Annotated in this window: 13 protein-coding genes and 2 pseudogenes; 5 read left to right on the top strand and 10 right to left on the bottom strand. The window is 69.3% G+C overall.

The window, feature by feature from the left end:
* Positions 1-345: LAETG motif-containing sortase-dependent surface protein (locus ACFY2B_RS44995; RefSeq protein ID WP_390768860.1), on the top strand; the 345-nt coding region annotated here is incomplete at its 5' end.
* 1,035 nt (positions 346-1,380) lie between these two features.
* Here the strand turns inward: ACFY2B_RS44995 and ACFY2B_RS44990 are convergent.
* Complete coding sequence (locus ACFY2B_RS44990) at positions 1,381-2,070, bottom strand: hypothetical protein (protein ID WP_390768859.1); 690 nt, start codon at positions 2,068-2,070, stop codon at positions 1,381-1,383.
* A gap of 481 nt (positions 2,071-2,551) precedes the next feature.
* Between ACFY2B_RS44990 and ACFY2B_RS44985 the strand changes: the two genes are divergently transcribed.
* Both ACFY2B_RS44985 and ACFY2B_RS44980 read left to right on the top strand, forming a co-directional pair.
* Positions 2,552-3,544: a helix-turn-helix domain-containing protein gene (locus ACFY2B_RS44985; protein ID WP_390768858.1), complete on the top strand. Its 993-nt coding sequence runs from the start codon at positions 2,552-2,554 to the stop codon at positions 3,542-3,544.
* A gap of 355 nt (positions 3,545-3,899) precedes the next feature.
* Entirely contained in the window at positions 3,900-4,031 is a 132-nt protein-coding gene (locus ACFY2B_RS44980) for a hypothetical protein (protein ID WP_390768857.1), read from the top strand.
* A gap of 968 nt (positions 4,032-4,999) precedes the next feature.
* On the opposite strand, the pseudogene ACFY2B_RS44975 reads toward ACFY2B_RS44980, so the two are convergent.
* The 8 genes and pseudogenes from ACFY2B_RS44975 to ACFY2B_RS44940 form a co-directional block, all read right to left on the bottom strand.
* Positions 5,000-6,139 (bottom strand): annotated as a pseudogene (locus tag ACFY2B_RS44975) (zinc-binding dehydrogenase).
* Positions 6,136-6,438, bottom strand: coding sequence for a putative quinol monooxygenase (locus tag ACFY2B_RS44970; RefSeq protein WP_390768856.1), 303 nt, complete (start codon positions 6,436-6,438; stop codon positions 6,136-6,138). Before ACFY2B_RS44970 ends, ACFY2B_RS44975 begins: the two are co-directional and overlap by 4 nt.
* A 7-nt stretch (positions 6,439-6,445) precedes the next feature.
* Positions 6,446-7,108, bottom strand: coding sequence for a glycerol-3-phosphate responsive antiterminator (locus ACFY2B_RS44965; RefSeq protein ID WP_390768855.1), 663 nt, complete (start codon positions 7,106-7,108; stop codon positions 6,446-6,448).
* A gap of 43 nt (positions 7,109-7,151) precedes the next feature.
* The gene (locus tag ACFY2B_RS44960; RefSeq protein WP_390768854.1) at positions 7,152-8,705 is read right to left on the bottom strand and encodes an FAD-binding oxidoreductase; all 1,554 of its coding nucleotides are present in this window, start codon (positions 8,703-8,705) and stop codon (positions 7,152-7,154) included.
* A complete protein-coding gene (locus tag ACFY2B_RS44955; protein WP_390768853.1) occupies positions 8,702-10,375 on the bottom strand; it encodes an FAD-dependent oxidoreductase in 1,674 nt (557 codons plus the stop codon). Before ACFY2B_RS44955 ends, ACFY2B_RS44960 begins: the two co-directional genes overlap by 4 nt.
* Before the next feature lie 75 nt (positions 10,376-10,450).
* Complete coding sequence (locus ACFY2B_RS44950) at positions 10,451-12,028, bottom strand: FGGY family carbohydrate kinase (protein WP_390768852.1); 1,578 nt, start codon at positions 12,026-12,028, stop codon at positions 10,451-10,453.
* 88 nt (positions 12,029-12,116) lie between these two features.
* Positions 12,117-13,547: an MFS transporter gene (locus ACFY2B_RS44945; RefSeq protein WP_390768851.1), complete on the bottom strand. Its 1,431-nt coding sequence runs from the start codon at positions 13,545-13,547 to the stop codon at positions 12,117-12,119.
* Between the two features lie 351 nt (positions 13,548-13,898).
* Positions 13,899-14,063, bottom strand: a complete 165-nt coding sequence (locus ACFY2B_RS44940) for a hypothetical protein (RefSeq protein WP_390768861.1) — start codon at positions 14,061-14,063, stop codon at positions 13,899-13,901.
* On the opposite strand from ACFY2B_RS44940, the pseudogene ACFY2B_RS44935 reads away from it, so the two are divergent.
* A pseudogene (locus ACFY2B_RS44935) lies at positions 14,007-14,408 on the top strand (chorismate synthase); the annotation flags it as partial. The gene ACFY2B_RS44940 and the pseudogene ACFY2B_RS44935 sit on opposite strands and share 57 nt — an antisense overlap.
* A 709-nt stretch (positions 14,409-15,117) precedes the next feature.
* Entirely contained in the window at positions 15,118-16,320 is a 1,203-nt protein-coding gene (locus ACFY2B_RS44930; protein WP_390768850.1) for a hypothetical protein, read from the top strand.
* A gap of 216 nt (positions 16,321-16,536) precedes the next feature.
* On the opposite strand, the gene ACFY2B_RS44925 is transcribed toward ACFY2B_RS44930, so the two are convergent.
* Positions 16,537-16,989 carry a hypothetical protein gene (locus ACFY2B_RS44925; RefSeq protein WP_390768849.1) on the bottom strand — a complete coding sequence of 151 codons (453 nt, stop codon included), beginning with the start codon at positions 16,987-16,989 and terminating at the stop codon, positions 16,537-16,539.
* Positions 16,990-17,101: the final 112 nt, after the last annotated feature.

Raw genomic sequence — 17,101 nt, 5'->3', positions numbered from 1 at the left:
CCGCAGGTCCAGAAGGGCCGGAACGGCCGCTGGGAGCTGATCGGCGTCACCTCGGGTCCCGGCGCCCCGAAGGTACCGTGCTCGGAGGGTCCTGGGCTCTACACCAGCGCGCCCGCCTACGCGGGCTGGATCAACAAGACCATGAAGACCAACCGCGCTCTGAAGGCCCACAACGCCATGAAGGCGGACGGCGCCCCGTCGCATGGGGCCAAGGGCTCCGGCCTCGCCGAGACCGGCGCGAACGACAACACCGCGGCAATCGCCGGTATGGCCGCCGCGCTGGTCGTCGCCGGTGGCGCCACCGCCGTCGCAGTACGCCGTCGCAAGACCCGCCACGCCGCCTGAGCGAAACCGCCGCAGCCCGAAAGCGGCTGCCTCGTGACGCACGAACGCGTTGTCGTACAAGCCCGCACCCAGCTCGACGGCGGATACGCCCCGGGCCTCGGAGCCGAAGACGTGGCAGCATATCCTCTGAATCTCGTCAGGGGTCACCGACTGCTGGAACGCCTGCGCGTCGCACTCGACCGGGCGGAAATCCATATGGCTCCCTCGGCAGGATGGCGGTGCGCCGACCGGCGAGGGCAGTGTTAGCTCCGGTGAGTACGGCATACGCGTCGTCCGCCGCAGCGTCCTCGTGTTTCGCGAACTGGTCGGGGTCCAACGATTTCGGTTACGCCTCAGGCAGGTACTGCGGGGAGAACGGTGTCAAGCAGTACATGCAAGGCACTGTGACCGATAGCGCAGCAGACGGCCGGTGCCCGTACGTGCGTCGGGTACACCTCATCGGGGAGCTACAAGGACAGTGACTGGGCAGGTCCCAAGGGAGACTCGTCTCCCGTGGACATCGCCTCGCTTGACGACCCGTTTGTTCGATTCGAGATACGGGCGATCGCCTGCGGAACGCACCGACCTGTGTTCAGTACACGGCCTCAATGTGACGACAGCCTCGCTGTCCTGCGGCCTGGACGAGTTGCAGAGTGCCAAGCGGGTTGGAACGCTGAAGGGATCGTCACCACCCTGATCGCCTGAGTACGTGGCGTGCACAACGGGCCTGTCCCTCCGAGGTGCGGGGCAGGCCCTGCTCGTTGCCGACCCGGCCGGCGAAGTCGTCGGCGATCTTGATTGCACGACTTTCGACACTTGAGCTGCAGCCACCCCGGCGCTGCAAAGGGCGGGCAATGTCGGCGGCCTCTGGGTCAGGACCGTGTGGGCTTCTATCAGCGCTGGGTGGGGGACCGGCCCCGGGGCGGGCTGCCAGTGGGAGGGCTGCCGGTTCGCTGAGGTGCCGGTCTTGAGGCCGGGCGCATCGTACGCCAGTGGCAGCGGGAAGAGGACGCCCGCAGGCGTCGCAAGCTCAAGCAGAGCCCAGCGGCTGACGGGTTACACGTCGTCACGTGACCGGAGGCGCCACCACCGGTGCCGTAGAAGCCCGGTGTTCAGGTGCGCACTCGCTTCCTCGGCGAACACGTCCACCGCGCTCCGGAAACGCGCCTCGTAGCTCGCGAAGGGCGCCGCGTAGTCCCTTCCCGGGACACGGTGCACAAGGGAGTCGACGTTCAGCACGATGGCCTGCGCTTTGTGCCTGATCCCATGAGCCAGGCGGGCGATGTGCGGAGGGCCGTCGAGCGTGACAACCGCCCCGCACTCGTTGATCCGGTCCACCAGCCTGTCGAGATGGAGGACTGCCTCCTCCGGAGTCCCCGGCAGCGGCGGGGGCGCCGGGATGCTCCTGACTCCACCGTCAAGGGCAGGGATGACCCTGTCGGCTTCGCTGGTGAAGGCGTAACAGGCGGCGAGGAGTTGGGCGTACGACTCCCGCTGAGATGCCCGGCGTACGGAGTCAACCGCGCTGCGCCCCTGAACCTTCCCAGCACCGTACGCCGTCACGGCGGCGAACAACGAGACGGGAACTGACACCAACGCTGACACAACCCCAGAGTCCATGAACGCCGATCTTGCCCAGGCTGCGTCTCCCAGCGTGGCCGATCCGCTGAACCCGCGCTCAGCGGCCGTACCCACGCGGACATCGGCCCTCGCTTCGCACAGTTCAGGCCGGAACAAAGTGATCATTCAGAGCACCTGCCGTCCAGGCCCGCCACCCCCTCGGCGCGACCGGGAGGAACAGCGCATGCCAACCGCCACGTACGTACGTACCGACGGTCAGATCGGCCGGGCCGCTACGGAGCGGCGGCCCGCTCCGTGGCCAGCCGATGGCTTCGCTTACGGGGGAAGGTATCCGTGGCGTTGGCGTTGCCCGATGGCCGTCGGATGGTAGGACTCCCTGTCGTTCTTGATACGCAGGATCCACTCGTTGGAGAGGCCGCCCGGGTTGCACACTTCGTGTCCGTGGAACGCGGGTCGCACGTCGGCGAAGTGCAAGCCTGCTACCCGTGGGCCGACGTCATCTGCACTGGCACATCCTGTCGGCACCGCAGGAGGCGAGAGTCCTCACCGCCCTGTACAAGGGATTTACCCGGCCGGGTCGACCAGCTGGAGCTTCACGCGGAAGCTGCTCGCGGTACCAAGCTGCGGGAGCGGGGAATAAAGAATCGTGGAGAAAGTCTACGACAGCAAAGACTTCCCGGCTCGGGATGCTTTTCCAGCGTGGGAGAAGGCCACCGCAGATGCGGTGATGCCGACATCGTTCAAACTGATCGATACAGATGTCTTCCGCGGATGGCTCAGCACGATGCCGCTAGGAGCGGTCCAGGCATCAGCGATGGCGTACTCGTCCTACCGCACGCAGAGGACCCCGAAGCTGATCCGCGCCTCGGACCCGGAAGTCCTTGGCATCAGCGTCACGCACTCCGGCCCACATGTGATCGAGCAGAATCGAAATCGCGCCGCCCTCCGACCGGGTGAACTCCTGCTCTTCGAAAGCTCGCGCCCCTTCGATGCCTACGCCGACGGCGGGAACATCCTCATCCTGTTCCCCCGCGCGCTGCTTCCCTTACCGACCCGCCATATCAACCAGCTCATCTGCCGAGCCCTTCCCGGTGATCAGGGCATCGGACGGCTGCTGACGAACTTCCTCACCCACCTGGCCGAGGACAGCACGAGCTACACGCCACGTGACGCCGCGCGACTCAGCACCGTCGCCCTGGACTTGGTCACCGCTACACTGGCGCACTTCCTGGATCGTGAGGGTGATATCCCCACCGACTCACGGCAGCGTGTCCTGTACGTGCGCATCACCTCGTTCATCGAGCGTCACCTCGGCGACACCGCCCTGACTGCGTGTGAGATCGCAGCGGCCCACCACATCTCGGTTCGCTCGCTGCACAGGCTTTTCCATCAGCACGGCGTGACTCTCCGCTCCTGGATACGCGGCCAGCGCCTGGAACGCTGCCGCCGCGACCTGGCCGACCCCTTGAAGCGCCACGTTCCTATCGGCGCCATCGCAGCCCGATGGGGCTTCTCCCGCCACGCCGACTTCACTCGCGCCTTCCGCGCTCTCCACGGCATCGCCCCCAGTACCTACCGACGCTTGGCTACAGGGGCAGGGGATGGCGCTCAGCGCAAAGCCTCTGGCACTCACTGCTAAAGACACCTTGTCAGGTACTGCGGCAAGCTCAAGCTGACAGCGTCCAACCCGGCACGTTGCCTCACCCGATACACACAACGGGAGAAAGAATGCGCATGCGTTCACGAGCCGTCACAGCCTTGGCAGCAACGGCGCTCGCAATCGGCGGTTTCACGGCCGCGACTGCGGCATCGGCAAACGCGGCACCTGCCGTAGCGGCCACCGCACGCCCTGCAGCGGCTGCCGCTTCCTGGCACTTCTACGCGAGTTACTGGACAAAGCCCGAGTGCGACGCCGCCGGACGTACCTACGGCCAGACCTACAAGTGCACCTACGGAAAGGGCACTGACGGCAGGTACAAGTACCACCTCTACCTGTGGTACTGATTGTCGCTCAGCGCGGGTTTCGCTGCCTTACCCGCAGCGGCGGATCCATCCACGACCTGCGCGGCTCCAACCTCAACGACCAGACCCGCTCGCCGGAGATCAACCGCAACGGCTGCAACTGAGCGCCCCTAACCTGTGCGTTTCACCTGGCAGGGGCATCCGGATCTTGATCAAAAAAGCGAAAGTGCCTTCTGAGCTGGGTAGATGAGGCTCGTCTAAGATCTCCGTCATCACAGCAGGAAGGCACTTTCTGCGTGAGCTTGTCATTTATGGTCCGGCGTCGAACATTGCTCGAACGTGGTCGGCTTTTTCGCAGTTCGGCGGACGTGTAGACGCCCTTCGTCTGATCCTGTGCTCCGTCACAGAGTGGAGAAGGCCGTGGTCAGGAGGGCGAATGCGGCCGGGGCACGCACCCCGGCCGCTGCCCCAACCGCCACGGCGAGCCTGCCTACGGCACCGGCAGCACCGGCAGCACCGTCTGCCCCACCACCGCCCACCTCGATCACGCCTCGGAGCACTGCGCTCCGGGCAACCTGCGCGCGATGTGCCAGGGCCGCCACTTGCAACCACGACGCCGGACACCACGCCGTCGACGTCGGCGAACTCACCCCCGCTGCGCCTCTGGAGCACCCGCGTCCCGGTCGTCGCTGCCTGGGCCGTCGTCATCGGCGGCACTGTAGCGCCAGCCGTCGCCGCCGGCCGCGTCTTCGCATCGTGATCCAGGACAAGGGCCACGGTGCCCGGGCGCACTCCAAGCGCCTCAACAACGCCTGCGCCGAACCCGAGCCACCGGCTCGTGGCCGCACCCGGACACAACACAACGGATGCTCCGTCCAACGGCCCGCACTCGGCCCAGCCCAGCAGCCGCCCATCGGACAGAGCACTCTCGCCCAGCCGGGCAGGAACGTCGATGTATCCCGTACGGCGATGAGGCCGGCCGAGGCCGGCACCCCAACCCCTACTCCTTCACCCGGCAGGTGCACTCTCACGTGCGAGCTGATCGCGGTGTTCGAACGCCGATCTCCTCAAACCTGGAGTGCACCCGCCGTCGTATCAGCCATCGATCGTAGCCACTACCTGAGGATTCGGGTCAGATATCCAACATTCCCGATGTGTCGATGACCTGGCGGATCGCCCGGCCCGAGGCCAGTTCCTCCAGGGCCGTGTTGATGCTGGTCAGCGGCAGGGTGCCGGTGTGCATCCGCTCCACCGGCATCTGCCCCGCCCGCCACAGGTCCAGGAACCGGGGAATGTCGCGACGCGGTACCGCGTCGCCCATGTACGAGCCCAGCAGGGACTTGCCCTCGCCCGCGAACGTCAGCGCCGGGACCTCCAGTACCCGGCCGGGGGCGGGCAGGCCCACCGAGACGGCCGTGCCGCCCCGGGCCACGGCCGTCAGGCACTCGGCCATCACCTTCGGGCTGCCCACTGCCTCGACCGCCAGCTCGGCACCACCGGAGGTGAGGTCATGAATCGCCTCGACCGCCTCGCCGGGGGCGTACGCGTGGGTCGCGCCCAGTTGGAGGGCCAGCTCACGTTTCTCCGGCACCGGGTCCACCGCGATGACCGGGTACGCGCCCGCCGCGCGGGCACCGAGCACCGCGGACAGGCCCACGCCGCCCAGGCCGTAGACCACCGTCGACTGGCCGGGGCGCAGGGCCGCCGTATTGATGACGGCTCCGGCTCCGGTCAGGACCGCGCAGCCGAACATGGACGCCACCGTGAACGGAATGTCCTCCGGGATCGGCACCACCGATTCCTGGGCCAGCACCGCGTGCTAGGAGAACGCGGAGACGCCCAGCTGGTGGTGGACCGGGGCGCCGGAGGCATCAGTCAGCAGGGACGAGCCGTGCAGTAGCGCACCCGATCCGTTCGCCGCGGCCGCCTGTGCACACAGGGCGGGCCGGCCGGCCGCGCAGTCTGCGCAGAAGCCGCAGCTCGGTACGAAGACCAGGGCCACGCGGTCACCGGGGCGGACGCGGCTGACGCCCGGTCCGGTGTCCTGGACGACGCCGACCGCCTCGTGGCCCAGTGCCATCGGCAGCGGGCGGACTCGGTCGCCGTTGACGACCGAAAGGTCCGAGTGGCAGAGCGAGGCGGCCGCGATCCGGACCAGCACCTCGCCTTCGCGTGGGGAGCCCAGCTCCAGCTCCTCCACTTCGACCGGGCGGGTGTCGGAGTAGGGGCGGGCGGTCGACACCCCGCGCAGCACCGCCGCGCGGGTCTTCATGCCCGCGCCTCCGGGCGCGGGGCGCAGCGCAGCACGTCACGGCTTTCCAGCAGCGGGACCACCTTGCCGAGAACGATGTCCTGGAAGTGCGGGGTGGCGCAGTGCGCGGTGAAGTCGGCCTCGGACACGTACTCCTCGTACAGCACGATCGCCCGCGGGTCCTCGGTGCCCTGGTGGACGCGGTAGGCGAGGTTGCCCGGTTCTTGGCGGGAGGCGGCGGCCATGGTGTCGAGCAGGGGGAGGACGGTGTTCTCCTCGCCCTGCTTGGTGCGGTAGCGGGCGATGACGACGAATGACATGGGGGACTTACTCCTGGGGTGGTGCGGCGGGCCTCTTCAGCGCGGCGGGCGCGACCGGTGGAAGCTGGTCCCGGCGCAGGTGCCAGAGGCGGGGGTCGGACGTGGCGGCGGCGACGGACCCGAGGGCCAGTGCGAGCGCCACGTCCGCGGGGGTTTCCACGAAGCCCGCGGCGACCGACGGGGACATCGCGCGCTGTGCCTGCGGGCTCATCCGGGCGATGATCGGGGCGGGCATGACTTCGACCAGGTCCGGTGCTCCGCGCGAGACCGCGTCCGTGGAGCGGCGCAGATTGGACCGGTCGGTGACGAACACCTTCATCATCGTGAGCAGGCCGAGCGGCCGGCCCTTCTCTATCAGCGAGAGCCGGGTGCTGACCACGCCGTGGGCTCCCATGTTCTTGATGAACTCCAGCGCGCCCCGGTCCTGGGCCAGACCGGGGCTGCTGTCCACGTTCACGAACACGGTCTTCCCCGCCCGGGCCAGCGCCGGCACGACCTGGGGCAGCTGCCCCACCGTGAGCGACGCGACGATGCACATCTTGGCCGGCGTGGTCAGGAACTGCCGCAGCAGTTGGGTACCGACGACCGACGCGACGACCGGGACCTCGGCCAGCGTGGAGGTGAGCCGGGGGTCGAGTGCGGCACCGGATCGGGATGGGGAAGAGGTCATGGCAAGGGCCTACCTGGAGATCAAGGGTCCGTGGTTGCTGAGGTCAGCTCAGCGGAGACGTACCGAACCGGCTGGGAAGGCCCAGCTTGCCAGGGTTGAGAATGCCGGCCGGGTCCAGGGCTTTCTTCACCGCGACGAACGTCGCGAAGCCTGCTCCGAGGGATACCTCCAGGTAGGGGCCGCGCAGCAGGCCGCAGCCATGGTGGTGGCTGAGCGCCGCGGCGTGCTTGATGAGCACGGCGTTGGCCGCGTCCCACACCTTGCGGTACCAGTCGCGGCGCGACTCGGGCGCCACATCCCCACGGAGCGAGAAGTAGACGCAGGCGCCGTCGGTGTACGCGTGGGACTGGTGAGCCGAGGCGGCCAGGGTGCCGTCCACCGCCTGGATCGCGGCGGTCACCTCGTCGTAGATCACCGGAAGGTCGGTCCAGGACGCGGCCATCTCCAAGGTGTCGGCGACGAAGCCCGGACCGGGCTTGAAGCCGTCGGCGGACTTGCCGACCAGCATCCGCTCGTCCAGCCAGCGCTCGAAGACGGCCTGGCTGTCCAGCTCGGGGCCGTACTCCTCGCAGACCTCCTTCGCCACCTTGATCGAGGCGTCGACGATGGCCGGGTCGCCCTCGTCGGCGATGAGCAGGAGGTTGGTCTCCGGGTGGCCGAAGTGGGTGCCCGACTCCAGGGTGTCGTACAGGCGCAGGACGGCCGGGGTGGCACCGCGCTGCATGATCCTGCGGCAGGCGTCCAGGCCCTCCGCGAACGTCTTGAAGCCGTACGCGGCGGCGGCGGCGTACTCCGGCAGCGGGTGGACCCGCAGCCGGGCCGAGACGATGACGCCGAGGGTGCCCTCGGAGCCAATGAACAGCTGGCGCAGGTCCGGGCCGACCGCGGCACGGGCGTAGTCGCCGTACGTGGCTCGCGTACCGTCGGCGTGCACGACGTCGACGCCGACGACCATGTCCTCGATCTTGCCGTACCGGGTGGAGAGCTGCCCGGCGCCGCGGCAGGCGATCCAGCCGCCAACGGTGGAGACGGCGAACGCGGACGGCCAGTGGCCGGTGGTGACGCCGTACTCCTCCTGGAGCTGCTTCTCGAAGAGGTCGCCGAACATGCCGGCCTGGACGTCCACGATGTTCGACTCGGCGTCGAAGCCGATGATCTCGTTCAGTCCGCACACGTCCAGGACGACGCCGCCGAAGACGGGGAGCGCGGCGCCGGTGACATTGGAGCGGCCCGCGGACGGGGTGACCGGGACGCCGGCCGCGTGGCAGATCCGCAGCACGGCCGCGACCTGGTCGGCGTCGGCGGCCTCGACGATCACGGCGTTCGGGGTCGCGGGACGGCCTTCGGTCTCGCCGATCATCGAGCCGGCCCACCAGTCACGGGTCCGGGTGACGACCTCGTCACGGGAGGTGTGCACCGCGTGCGCGGCCTCGCGCAGCGCCTCGACCACGGTATCGGGGACCTCGACCGGGTCCACCTGGAGCGCGGCCTCGCCGTCGCCGATCGGGGTGTTCTGCGCCCACTTGGCGAAGCTCGGGGCACCAACCGTGTAGTCGCCCCGGTTGAACGGGTGGGTGATGGTCTGACGGCTGATCATGCTGCTGCCCCTTCGAGGAGTACGGACTTTTCGTGACGGACGGCTGCGAGGTACTCGGCGACCGAGCGCTGGACCTCCGCCTCCGTGAGGTTCAGTTCCTGGCCGAGGATCGCGCCGACAGCTTCGGCGGCGTCGACGGAGGCGTCCCGGGCGAACAGCCGGGCACGCGTGCGGCGGGAGAGGACGTCGTCGACCGATCGGGCCAGCTCGGCGCGGGCCGCGTAGACGACCTCGGCCTTGGTGTACGGGAGGCCCGTGACGATCGGCTCAGCCAGCGACGGGTCGTCCTGGATGAGGTCGCCGACGAAGCGGGCCTCGGTGCCGAAGCGCTCGCCCAGGTGCGCGGCGATGCCACCGGACGCGGCGACCGCCTCGGAGTCGTAACCGGCGCCGCCGAGGAGCGGGAGGTCTGTGGTGCGGCTCTTTCCTCTGCGGCCGAGGACCGTCATCACCTTGTCGATGACGAGTTCGCCCATGTGCCGGCTGGTGGTGAGCTTGCCGCCGGTCACCGTCACCATGCCGGTACGGCCGATGGTGATGTGGTGGTCGCGGCGCATGTCGAGGGTGGCGCCTTCCTTGCCGCCGACCAGCGGGCGCAGACCGCCGATGGAGCCGACCACGTCGTCCGGGGTGAGCTTTCCCTCGAAGGCGGTGTTGGCTCCCTCCAGCAGGAACTCCATCTCCTCGCGGGTGCAGTGCACGTCGTCCGGGGAGCCCTGGTAGTCCTCGTCGGTGGTGCCCAGCACGACGCTGTTGCCCCAGCGGGTGCAGGTCGCGCGGCGGGCTCGGCCGGGGATCGGCACGGTGACCGTGCAGTTGATCCGCACCTTGTCCCACGGCACCACGATGTGGACGCCCTTTGCGGGCCGGACCTGCGGCTTGTGGCCGTCGTCCGCCTTCGCGTCCATCTCGTCGGCCCACACTCCGGTGGCGTTGACGACGGCTCGGGCGCGGATGTCGATGGTGTCGCCGTCCGCCGAGACCCGGGCACCGGACACCTTGCCCCTCTGCATCAGCAGGCCGTCGGCCTTGGCCCCGTTGAGGATCGTCGCGCCGAGCGCGGCGGCGGTGCGGACGATGGTGAGGACGAGGCGGGCGTCGTCGGTGCGGGCGTCGAAGTACATCAGCCCGCCCTGGAGGTTCTCGGCGCGCAACGTCGGCGCCTGGGCGAGAACCTCGGGAATGGTGAGCCGCTGGTGGAGCTTGCCGATCCGCCATCCGCCGACCAGGTCGTATGTCCACAGCAGACCCTCGAAGCCCTTGGCCAGGCGGGCGTCGAAGATGCCCTCCTTCTCCAGGATCGGGAAGAGGAAAGGCAGCCGGTGCACCAGGTGTGGGGCGTTCTTGCGGAAGCGGTGACGCTCCAGGAGCGAGTGGCGGACCAGGTTGACGTTGCCCTGCTCGATGTAGCGCAGGCCGCCGTGCACCATCTTCGACGACTTCGACGAGGTACCGGAGGCGAAGTCGTCCTTTTCGATCAGGGCCGCCCGCAGGCCGCGCGAGGCGGCGTCGAGCACGGCGTACGCCCCGGTGATGCCACCACCGATGACGAGCACGTCGTAGGTGTCGTCGGCCAGTCGGCGCTTGAGGGTCGCCCGGTCGAGCAGCAGTGGCGTACGGCGGGTCGCCACGGCGTTGCGCCGCGGTTTCCGGGCGGGCATGGTGATCACAACATCAACTCCTGGTGTTTCGGTTCGACGGCCCCGTCATCACACGCGGGCCGCCGGAGTGACGGCCGGGGGCCGTCAGAGGGGGGTGTGAGGTTCGGGCGCGCCCTCCCGCAGGGGGAGCAGCGCGGGGCTGTTCAGGTGGCCGGTCAGCACCTCGCGCCAGGCGGCCCGCTGCTCGGTCCGCTCGGCCGTCGTGATCGACGGCTCGAAGACCTGGCCGTGCGGCTGCGCCTCGACGACCTCTTCGAGCGAGGACCACAGGCCCTGGGCGACCCCGGCCAGATAGGCGGTGCCGCGCAGGCTGGCGGTGGCGGAGTCGGAGACCCGTTCCAGTGGCAGGCCGGTCAAGTCGGCCTGGATCCGCATCAGCGGGTCGCTGCCGGAGACGCCGCCGCCGACCCGGAGCCGGGTGAACGGGGTGCCCATGGTGTCGGCGACCCCGTCGATCAGGTCGCACACCGAGTGTGCGATCCCGTCGAGCACGGCGCGGGCGAGGTCGGCGCGAGTGGTGGCCAGGGTGAGTCCGGTGAGGGACGCGGTGGCCTCGGGGTGCCAGGCCGGCGTACGGACCCCGGCGAGCGCCGGGACGAAACGCGGGGTGCGGCCCGGCCGGGTGGGGACCCGGCCCGCTTCCTCACCGAGTTCCTTCGGCGAGGCGAACAGCCCCAGGTCGTCGCAGAGCCAGCGCAGCGCCGAACCCGCGGTGGAGGTGTACGCCTCCAGGCTGTAGTGGCTGATGTCGCCTTGGCGCCGGCCGGGCTGGGCCAGTACCCCGGAGATGTCCGGCCGGGGCAGAGCAGACGTGGTGCCGGTCGCCGCGTCGACGAACGCGCCGGTCCCGTACATGCACATGCCCTGCCCGGCGGCAAGACCGCCGAGTGCGACGAGTGCGGCGTGCTGGTCGCCCATGGAAGCGGCCAGCGGGACGGCGATGCCGAGGACAGTCGGGTCGGTCGTGCCGAATCCGGCGTCATCGGAGCGGAGCTCCGGCAGCAGGTCGAGGGGGAAGCCCAGGTGGTCGATCCATTCTTCGTCCCAGGCGTGCCGCTCCAGCAGGTAGCCACCGGTGGACGCGGCGTTGGTCGGGGTGGTGGCGTGCACGGCGCCGCCGGTGAGGCGCCAGATCAGCCAGGTGTCGACGGTGCCGAAGAGCAGCCGTCCCGCCCGGTGTGCCTCGGCGACCTCCGGGTGCGCGGCGATCTGCCGGGCGGCCCACAGGAACGGGGCGCGGGCGCCGACCGGTCGGCCCTGCCGGGCCAGCAGGGTGGCGTCCCACTCAGCCTCGTACGCGGTCAGCTCGTGCGCGTACCGTCGGTCCTGCCACACCACCGCAGGCAGCAGCGGCCGTCCGGTGACCCGGTCCCACAGCATCGCCGTGGCCCGCTGGGTGGACAGTGCGACCGCGGTGATCTCGGTGCCCTCCTCCTGGGCCCGGCCGACGGCCCGGCGCGCCACCTCGACGGTGGCAGTCCAGATCTCCATCGGGTCCTGCTCGACCGAGAGGTCGTCCGGATGGCTGACTTTGATCGACCGGTAGAACACCTCGTGCGCGGCGCCCGAGTCGAGGACGACTCCGGCCCGGGTGCCCGTGGTGCCCTCGTCGATGGACAGCACACCGCGCCGTGGGCCGGCGCCGGGGAACGTCTGCGTCATTGCAGCCCTTTCCTGGAGATCATCGCGAGCGAGCTGTAGGGGGATGGAGGGATATGAAGAGGAGGGGACCATCGTGTGGTGCGGGTGGTCAGCGTGCGGTCACGGAGTGTGCCGCGACGGTGTCGCGGTCCTGGCCGGCGCCTTCGTCGGGCGAGGCGGCCTTCGTCGGGTCCCACTTGATCACCAGGCAGGTGATCAGGCCGAGCAGGGGCACGACGGAGAGCACCAGGAAGGTGTCGGCGAGCCCGAGCGAGTCCTTGATCTGCGGGAACACGTACAGCCCGACGACACTGCCGAAGCTGCCGACCATACCGGTGACACCCGTGCCCAGCGCACGGACGTCACTGCTGTAGGAAAGCGCGGCGATGGACTTGCCGTTGGCACCGGGGCCCGCCGAGTGGCAGAGGATGAACAGCACCGGCAGCAGGAACGCCACAGCCGTGGGCACCTTCTCGAAGGTCAGCCCCATCGCCACCAGGGCCACGAAGACCCCGGCGAAACCTGCGGCGGAGCTGAGCCGCAGTCCAAGGCGGCGGCCGAAGTACGCGGACAGCAGCCCGCCCGCGATCCCGAAGGCATTGAACACCATCGAGCCGGTGGTGGCCTTCTCGAAGCTCTCGCCGAAGATCGTCAGGCTGATCAGCGGGAGGTACCAGCCGACCGCGAAGTACTGCATCGACTGCCCGAGCGAGATCACCGAGGAGAGGACCGTTCGCGGCAGGTACTCGCCCCGGAACAGGAGCCCGGCCTGGCGGAACCCGATGGCGGCTGCCCCGGTGGCGGTACGAGTCGCCTCGTCGGGCGTACCGGCGACGGCTTTGATCCCGTAGATCCTGTCCAGGTTGGCGACGGACTCGTCCAGCCGGCCCTTGTCGGCCAGCCAGGTGGGGCTCTCCTTGAGCATCAGCGCCTGGCTCAGCAGCAGCGCGACGGCGGCGACCGCGGCCGAGCCGACCGACCAGCGCCAGATGTCGGCGCCGACATCCAGATTGAAGAAGACCAGGGCCAGGGCGAGGTTGCTGGTGGTGGCCACGTACCAGACAGCCTGCCACAGGTTGAGCCGACCACGCAGCTTCGCGGGCGTGTACTCGGCGAGCAGCGCCATGGCGACGGCGAAGTCGATACCGTACGCGACACCCACCAGGGCCCGGCCGAGCCAGACGACGGTGAAGTCACCGGCGAACGCGGCGAGTAGGGCGCCCGCGATCGCGAACACCTTGGCAATGAGCAGCGGGGGAACGCGGCCGATGCGGGTGGCGAGCCAGCCGCCGACTGGGTTGAAGATGATGGCCAGGGCCGGAGCGGTGGCCGTGAGGATGGAGACTTGGGTGCTGGTGAGTTCCATCTGGGTCGTCATCGGCCCCAGACCGGCGCTCAGCGCCGCGTTCGAGTAGGCGTCGAGGAACAGCCCGCCGAACACGAGGAACCAGATGATCTGCGCCCGACCGGTGATCTTTCCCAGCCCATCGATGAGCGCAACGACATCGGCGACGCTTCTCACGCTCGGACGTTGTGCCATGAATCCGCCTTCGAGGAAGACCTACCGGCGGCACGGGGAGCACAGAAAAAGGCACAACGAAGCCACCGACAGGTGGTCTTTGTCTGTGCCTGTCAAAAAACTGCGGAAAGCGCCGCAGCACGTGTACTGCTGGAACTGCCAACTACGTGGTGCAGCGAGGTTAAGAACGAGCCAGGTGGAACGTCAAGGGTTTCGGCCAGGTTACCGAAACGTGACCGATGTCCGGCGCGGGGGGCCTGTCGAGTCGGCACGGAGCGCGGTGCCGGTGTTGCCACCGGCCCGTCTCTCCGTGCCGCTCGCCGAAGTCGGCGTACCTGTCGCCGAGTACCGGGCTCCACGGACTCTGCCCGTTCAGGCGTGGCTGAGGCGTGTCCAGGGGGTGGCGATCGTGTTGCCTCTGTAGCGGTAGCGGGTGACCGTCACCGCCTGAACAGTTCGATCCCGTCTGCCGAGGGCCTGGGGGTCGAGGTCGGCGACGGATTCGCGCTTGCCCGGGTGCCGGGCTCGAAGGCCCACGACGAGATCCTGGCCACCGATGAGGGAGTCAGGCGCGTGTCCGGTCGTGCGGGCGGTACAGAAGGAGGACTCAGCACGGGGGAGCCGCTGCGGGGGCGCGCCGCGATGAGGCCGATCGCCACCGTGCCCCAGGCGCTGGCCACGGTCGACGTCGCGACCGGTGCAGCGGCCACGGCGCATCACCAGCGCTCCGACGTGTGCGCGGTCCCGGCAGCGGGGATTGCGGCCGAAGCCATGGTCGCCCTGGTGCGGGCGGACGCCGTCGTGGAGAAGTTCGGTGGTGACAGCGTGCCCGAGGCCCGCCGCAACATACGGTCCTGCCTCGACAACCTCCGGGTCGGGTGAGCGGCGCGCGGCGGTGCCGGAACGCCGGCGCCGCCCACCGGTGCCCAGTGCGCCGCCAACCGGTCGTCATCCGACCGTGTCCGACCGTGCCCGGGGCCATCCTCACCGCCGTGGCAGCAGCGCCGCCGCCCCCACCGCATTGGCCACCAGCAGGCAGGCGGTGACAGACCTTTTCTGCTCGTTCAGAAGGGGAGCTTTCTGTTTGCGGGCAGGTTGGTGGCCCGGCTGTCGCGCCGGGTTCCACGGCTCCGGTCGTGGTAGTGCCGCTCGTAGGGTCGGAATGCTGCAGGTCAGCCAGGGTTCGGCAGAGCTTCGAGCCGGCTGAGGACGTCTGTGATGTCGCCAGCCCAGGGCCAGTGCTTTGCCAGACGGAGGATGCGGCGGCGTCCGGTGGTGGTGAGCGACGGCGTGCACGCGGCGGTCGGGTGGGACGGGAGTGGTGCTGGTGCCGCCGCACGACGCTCGGCGTCCCACGGGCCGGCCGCATCATCGCGTTGCCTCAGACGCGTGGGGGCTGGCGTGAACCTGTAGGCGCGTCATACCTCGGTCTTCAAGCCCCCTTTCTCGGTCTTCAACGTACGGGACGGCACTGACAATCCGGGGGCCTCGCTCAGTACGCCGGCCGGGCCAAGGCGAGGCCGGAAAGAAACGTACGGGCCGCGGCCGCGGTCGTCGCCCCGGAGGACTGCGGGGACGTGCGGAGCGCCTGATGGAAGAGCGGGGTGCTCTCGTCGGCACGACGGCCTGGGCGATCCGCAGTATCAGCCAGCACCGGTTGACGGCGCCCACGGTCACCGGGCCCAGGACGAGGATGATCCGGCGGTGCGAGCGGATCGGGCCGGGGCACGGCATGATCGGACCACGCTCTCCCGGTGCGGAACGGGGGCGGACGGACCAGGTACGGGCTGGGGAGGCCGGAAGGGACGAGCAGGTGCTGCGGCGGCAGTTGGACGCGGTGAAGCAGCAGATCGGGGAACTGAAGACGGGGGAGGCATGGCTTCTGCTGGCCATGGGCCGGTTCGACGCGGCCGCCGAGACGGCCGAGGCCGCCCGACGCGAGACGGCCGGCCGGACCCGTTCGCTGTCCTCCCTGCGGGAGGTTCTGCGGGAGGCCGCTCTGGTGACGTCTGCCGCCCGTATCGCCCAGTGTGTGTGGGTCCAGGCTGAGAAGGCCGCTGAAGGCTACATCGACCTGTTCGGCCGGGACCCCGAGACCGTCAGGTTGCTGGAATTGGCCCGTTGGGGCCGCGGCACACTCGGGCCCATCGAGTCCTGGCGGGAGGTGAGCAATCCCGGGAAGGAACTGGCCGCCTTCGACCCGGTCGCCTACGCTTCAGGTGCGCTGGCCCGGCTCGACGTCGACGGGAGGACGTCCGCCGCAGCGCAAGAGCCGGTCGGGGAACCCGTCGTGCCCTTCTACCACGGCAGCCGCGGCAGGCTCCCGGTCGACGAGGAAGCTCTGCGGACGGAGTTGGCGGCCGTCGCCGACGAGACCGGGAAGTGGGCCTGGGCCCCGCACATCCACCGCGCCTGGCTGCTCATCGCGCTCCAGCGGTACGAGGACGCTCTGAACGCGGTCGAGGCGGCCCGCCAGGAGTTCTACGGATTCCGCGGGCTGCCGGCCGACCGCCACTTCGCCGAGGCCCTGTTCGAGGACGGCTGCGAAGCCGAACTGGTCGCGCACATCGCCCTGGAGCGCTGGGCGGACGCCGCCGACGCAGGGCTGCGCGGACTCGCCGACCACCTCGGTGAACAGCGCAACCTCCCCCTCGTCAGACTTGTCACGATCGCCCGCGGAACGGTCACCGACGACTGGGAGACGTGGCGCGGGCAGTTCACCGCGTTCGACCCCACCCAGTACGCCCTGCATGTGTTCGCCCGCATTCCCACGGGCTTTCGCGCACGCCGCTGACGGTGCCCGGAGGAGTACGGCGGCCGCTGCGGCGGGGTCAGATGGGAAACTGGCGCGTGGTGGGTGGGCGCGTCAGCGGGCGCTGCACCGCGGGTCAGAGATAGGACACCGGGGCCCACTTGGGCCGTGCACTCTGCTCTTTGGCGATCTGCCCGCGTCCCACGGCAGTTGCAACAGATCAAGTTGCCCCAGCAGCCACAGGAGAGGCCGGGGCAGCTACTGCTGGGAGCCACCCGCTGTGGTCTCCGCGTTCCGGGCGAGCTGCGAAGGGGGGCGGCCCTGCGTGCTGCGGTGCTCATTGAGCTTGGCGAGAGCCTCGTCGTAGAGAGCGCGGCCCATGACCGCTCTCTGACTGTCATCGTCGAGGACCGTATGGGCCAGGCGTGCGGACTTGGCAAGAGCTTCCAGGACAAGAAGGGCGGCGCTGATGAGGGTAACCCATGCGGTGTACGACGCCAGCAACGGGATACGGCCGTGGGCCTCGGTCGCAGCCCAGAAGACCGTGACCGTGACGGAGATGAGGAGAGCCATGGATGGCGCTGCCCACAGCAGGCTCAGCGCCATCAGGCCGAACGTCGGAAGCAACAGGCGCGGGCGGCTCGCTTCGACAGCGGCCTCCAACTCTTCCGGCGTTGGTTCTTCGCCTGCTTGAAGCCTGTCGCTGATCATTCTTAGGGCTGCATCCTCCTGCGTTCCACAGTTGAGTGGGCTTCGCGGGGGTGCGGCGGGGTATCGGTGCAGGTCAGACAGCTGGGCCTAGCGTGAAAGGCCAGAATCGCCT

It is taken from the genome of Streptomyces sp. NPDC001270 (genome assembly GCF_042896695.1).
Classification (GTDB): domain Bacteria; phylum Actinomycetota; class Actinomycetes; order Streptomycetales; family Streptomycetaceae; genus Streptomyces.
This window is presented reverse-complemented; position numbering and strand designations above follow the sequence as displayed.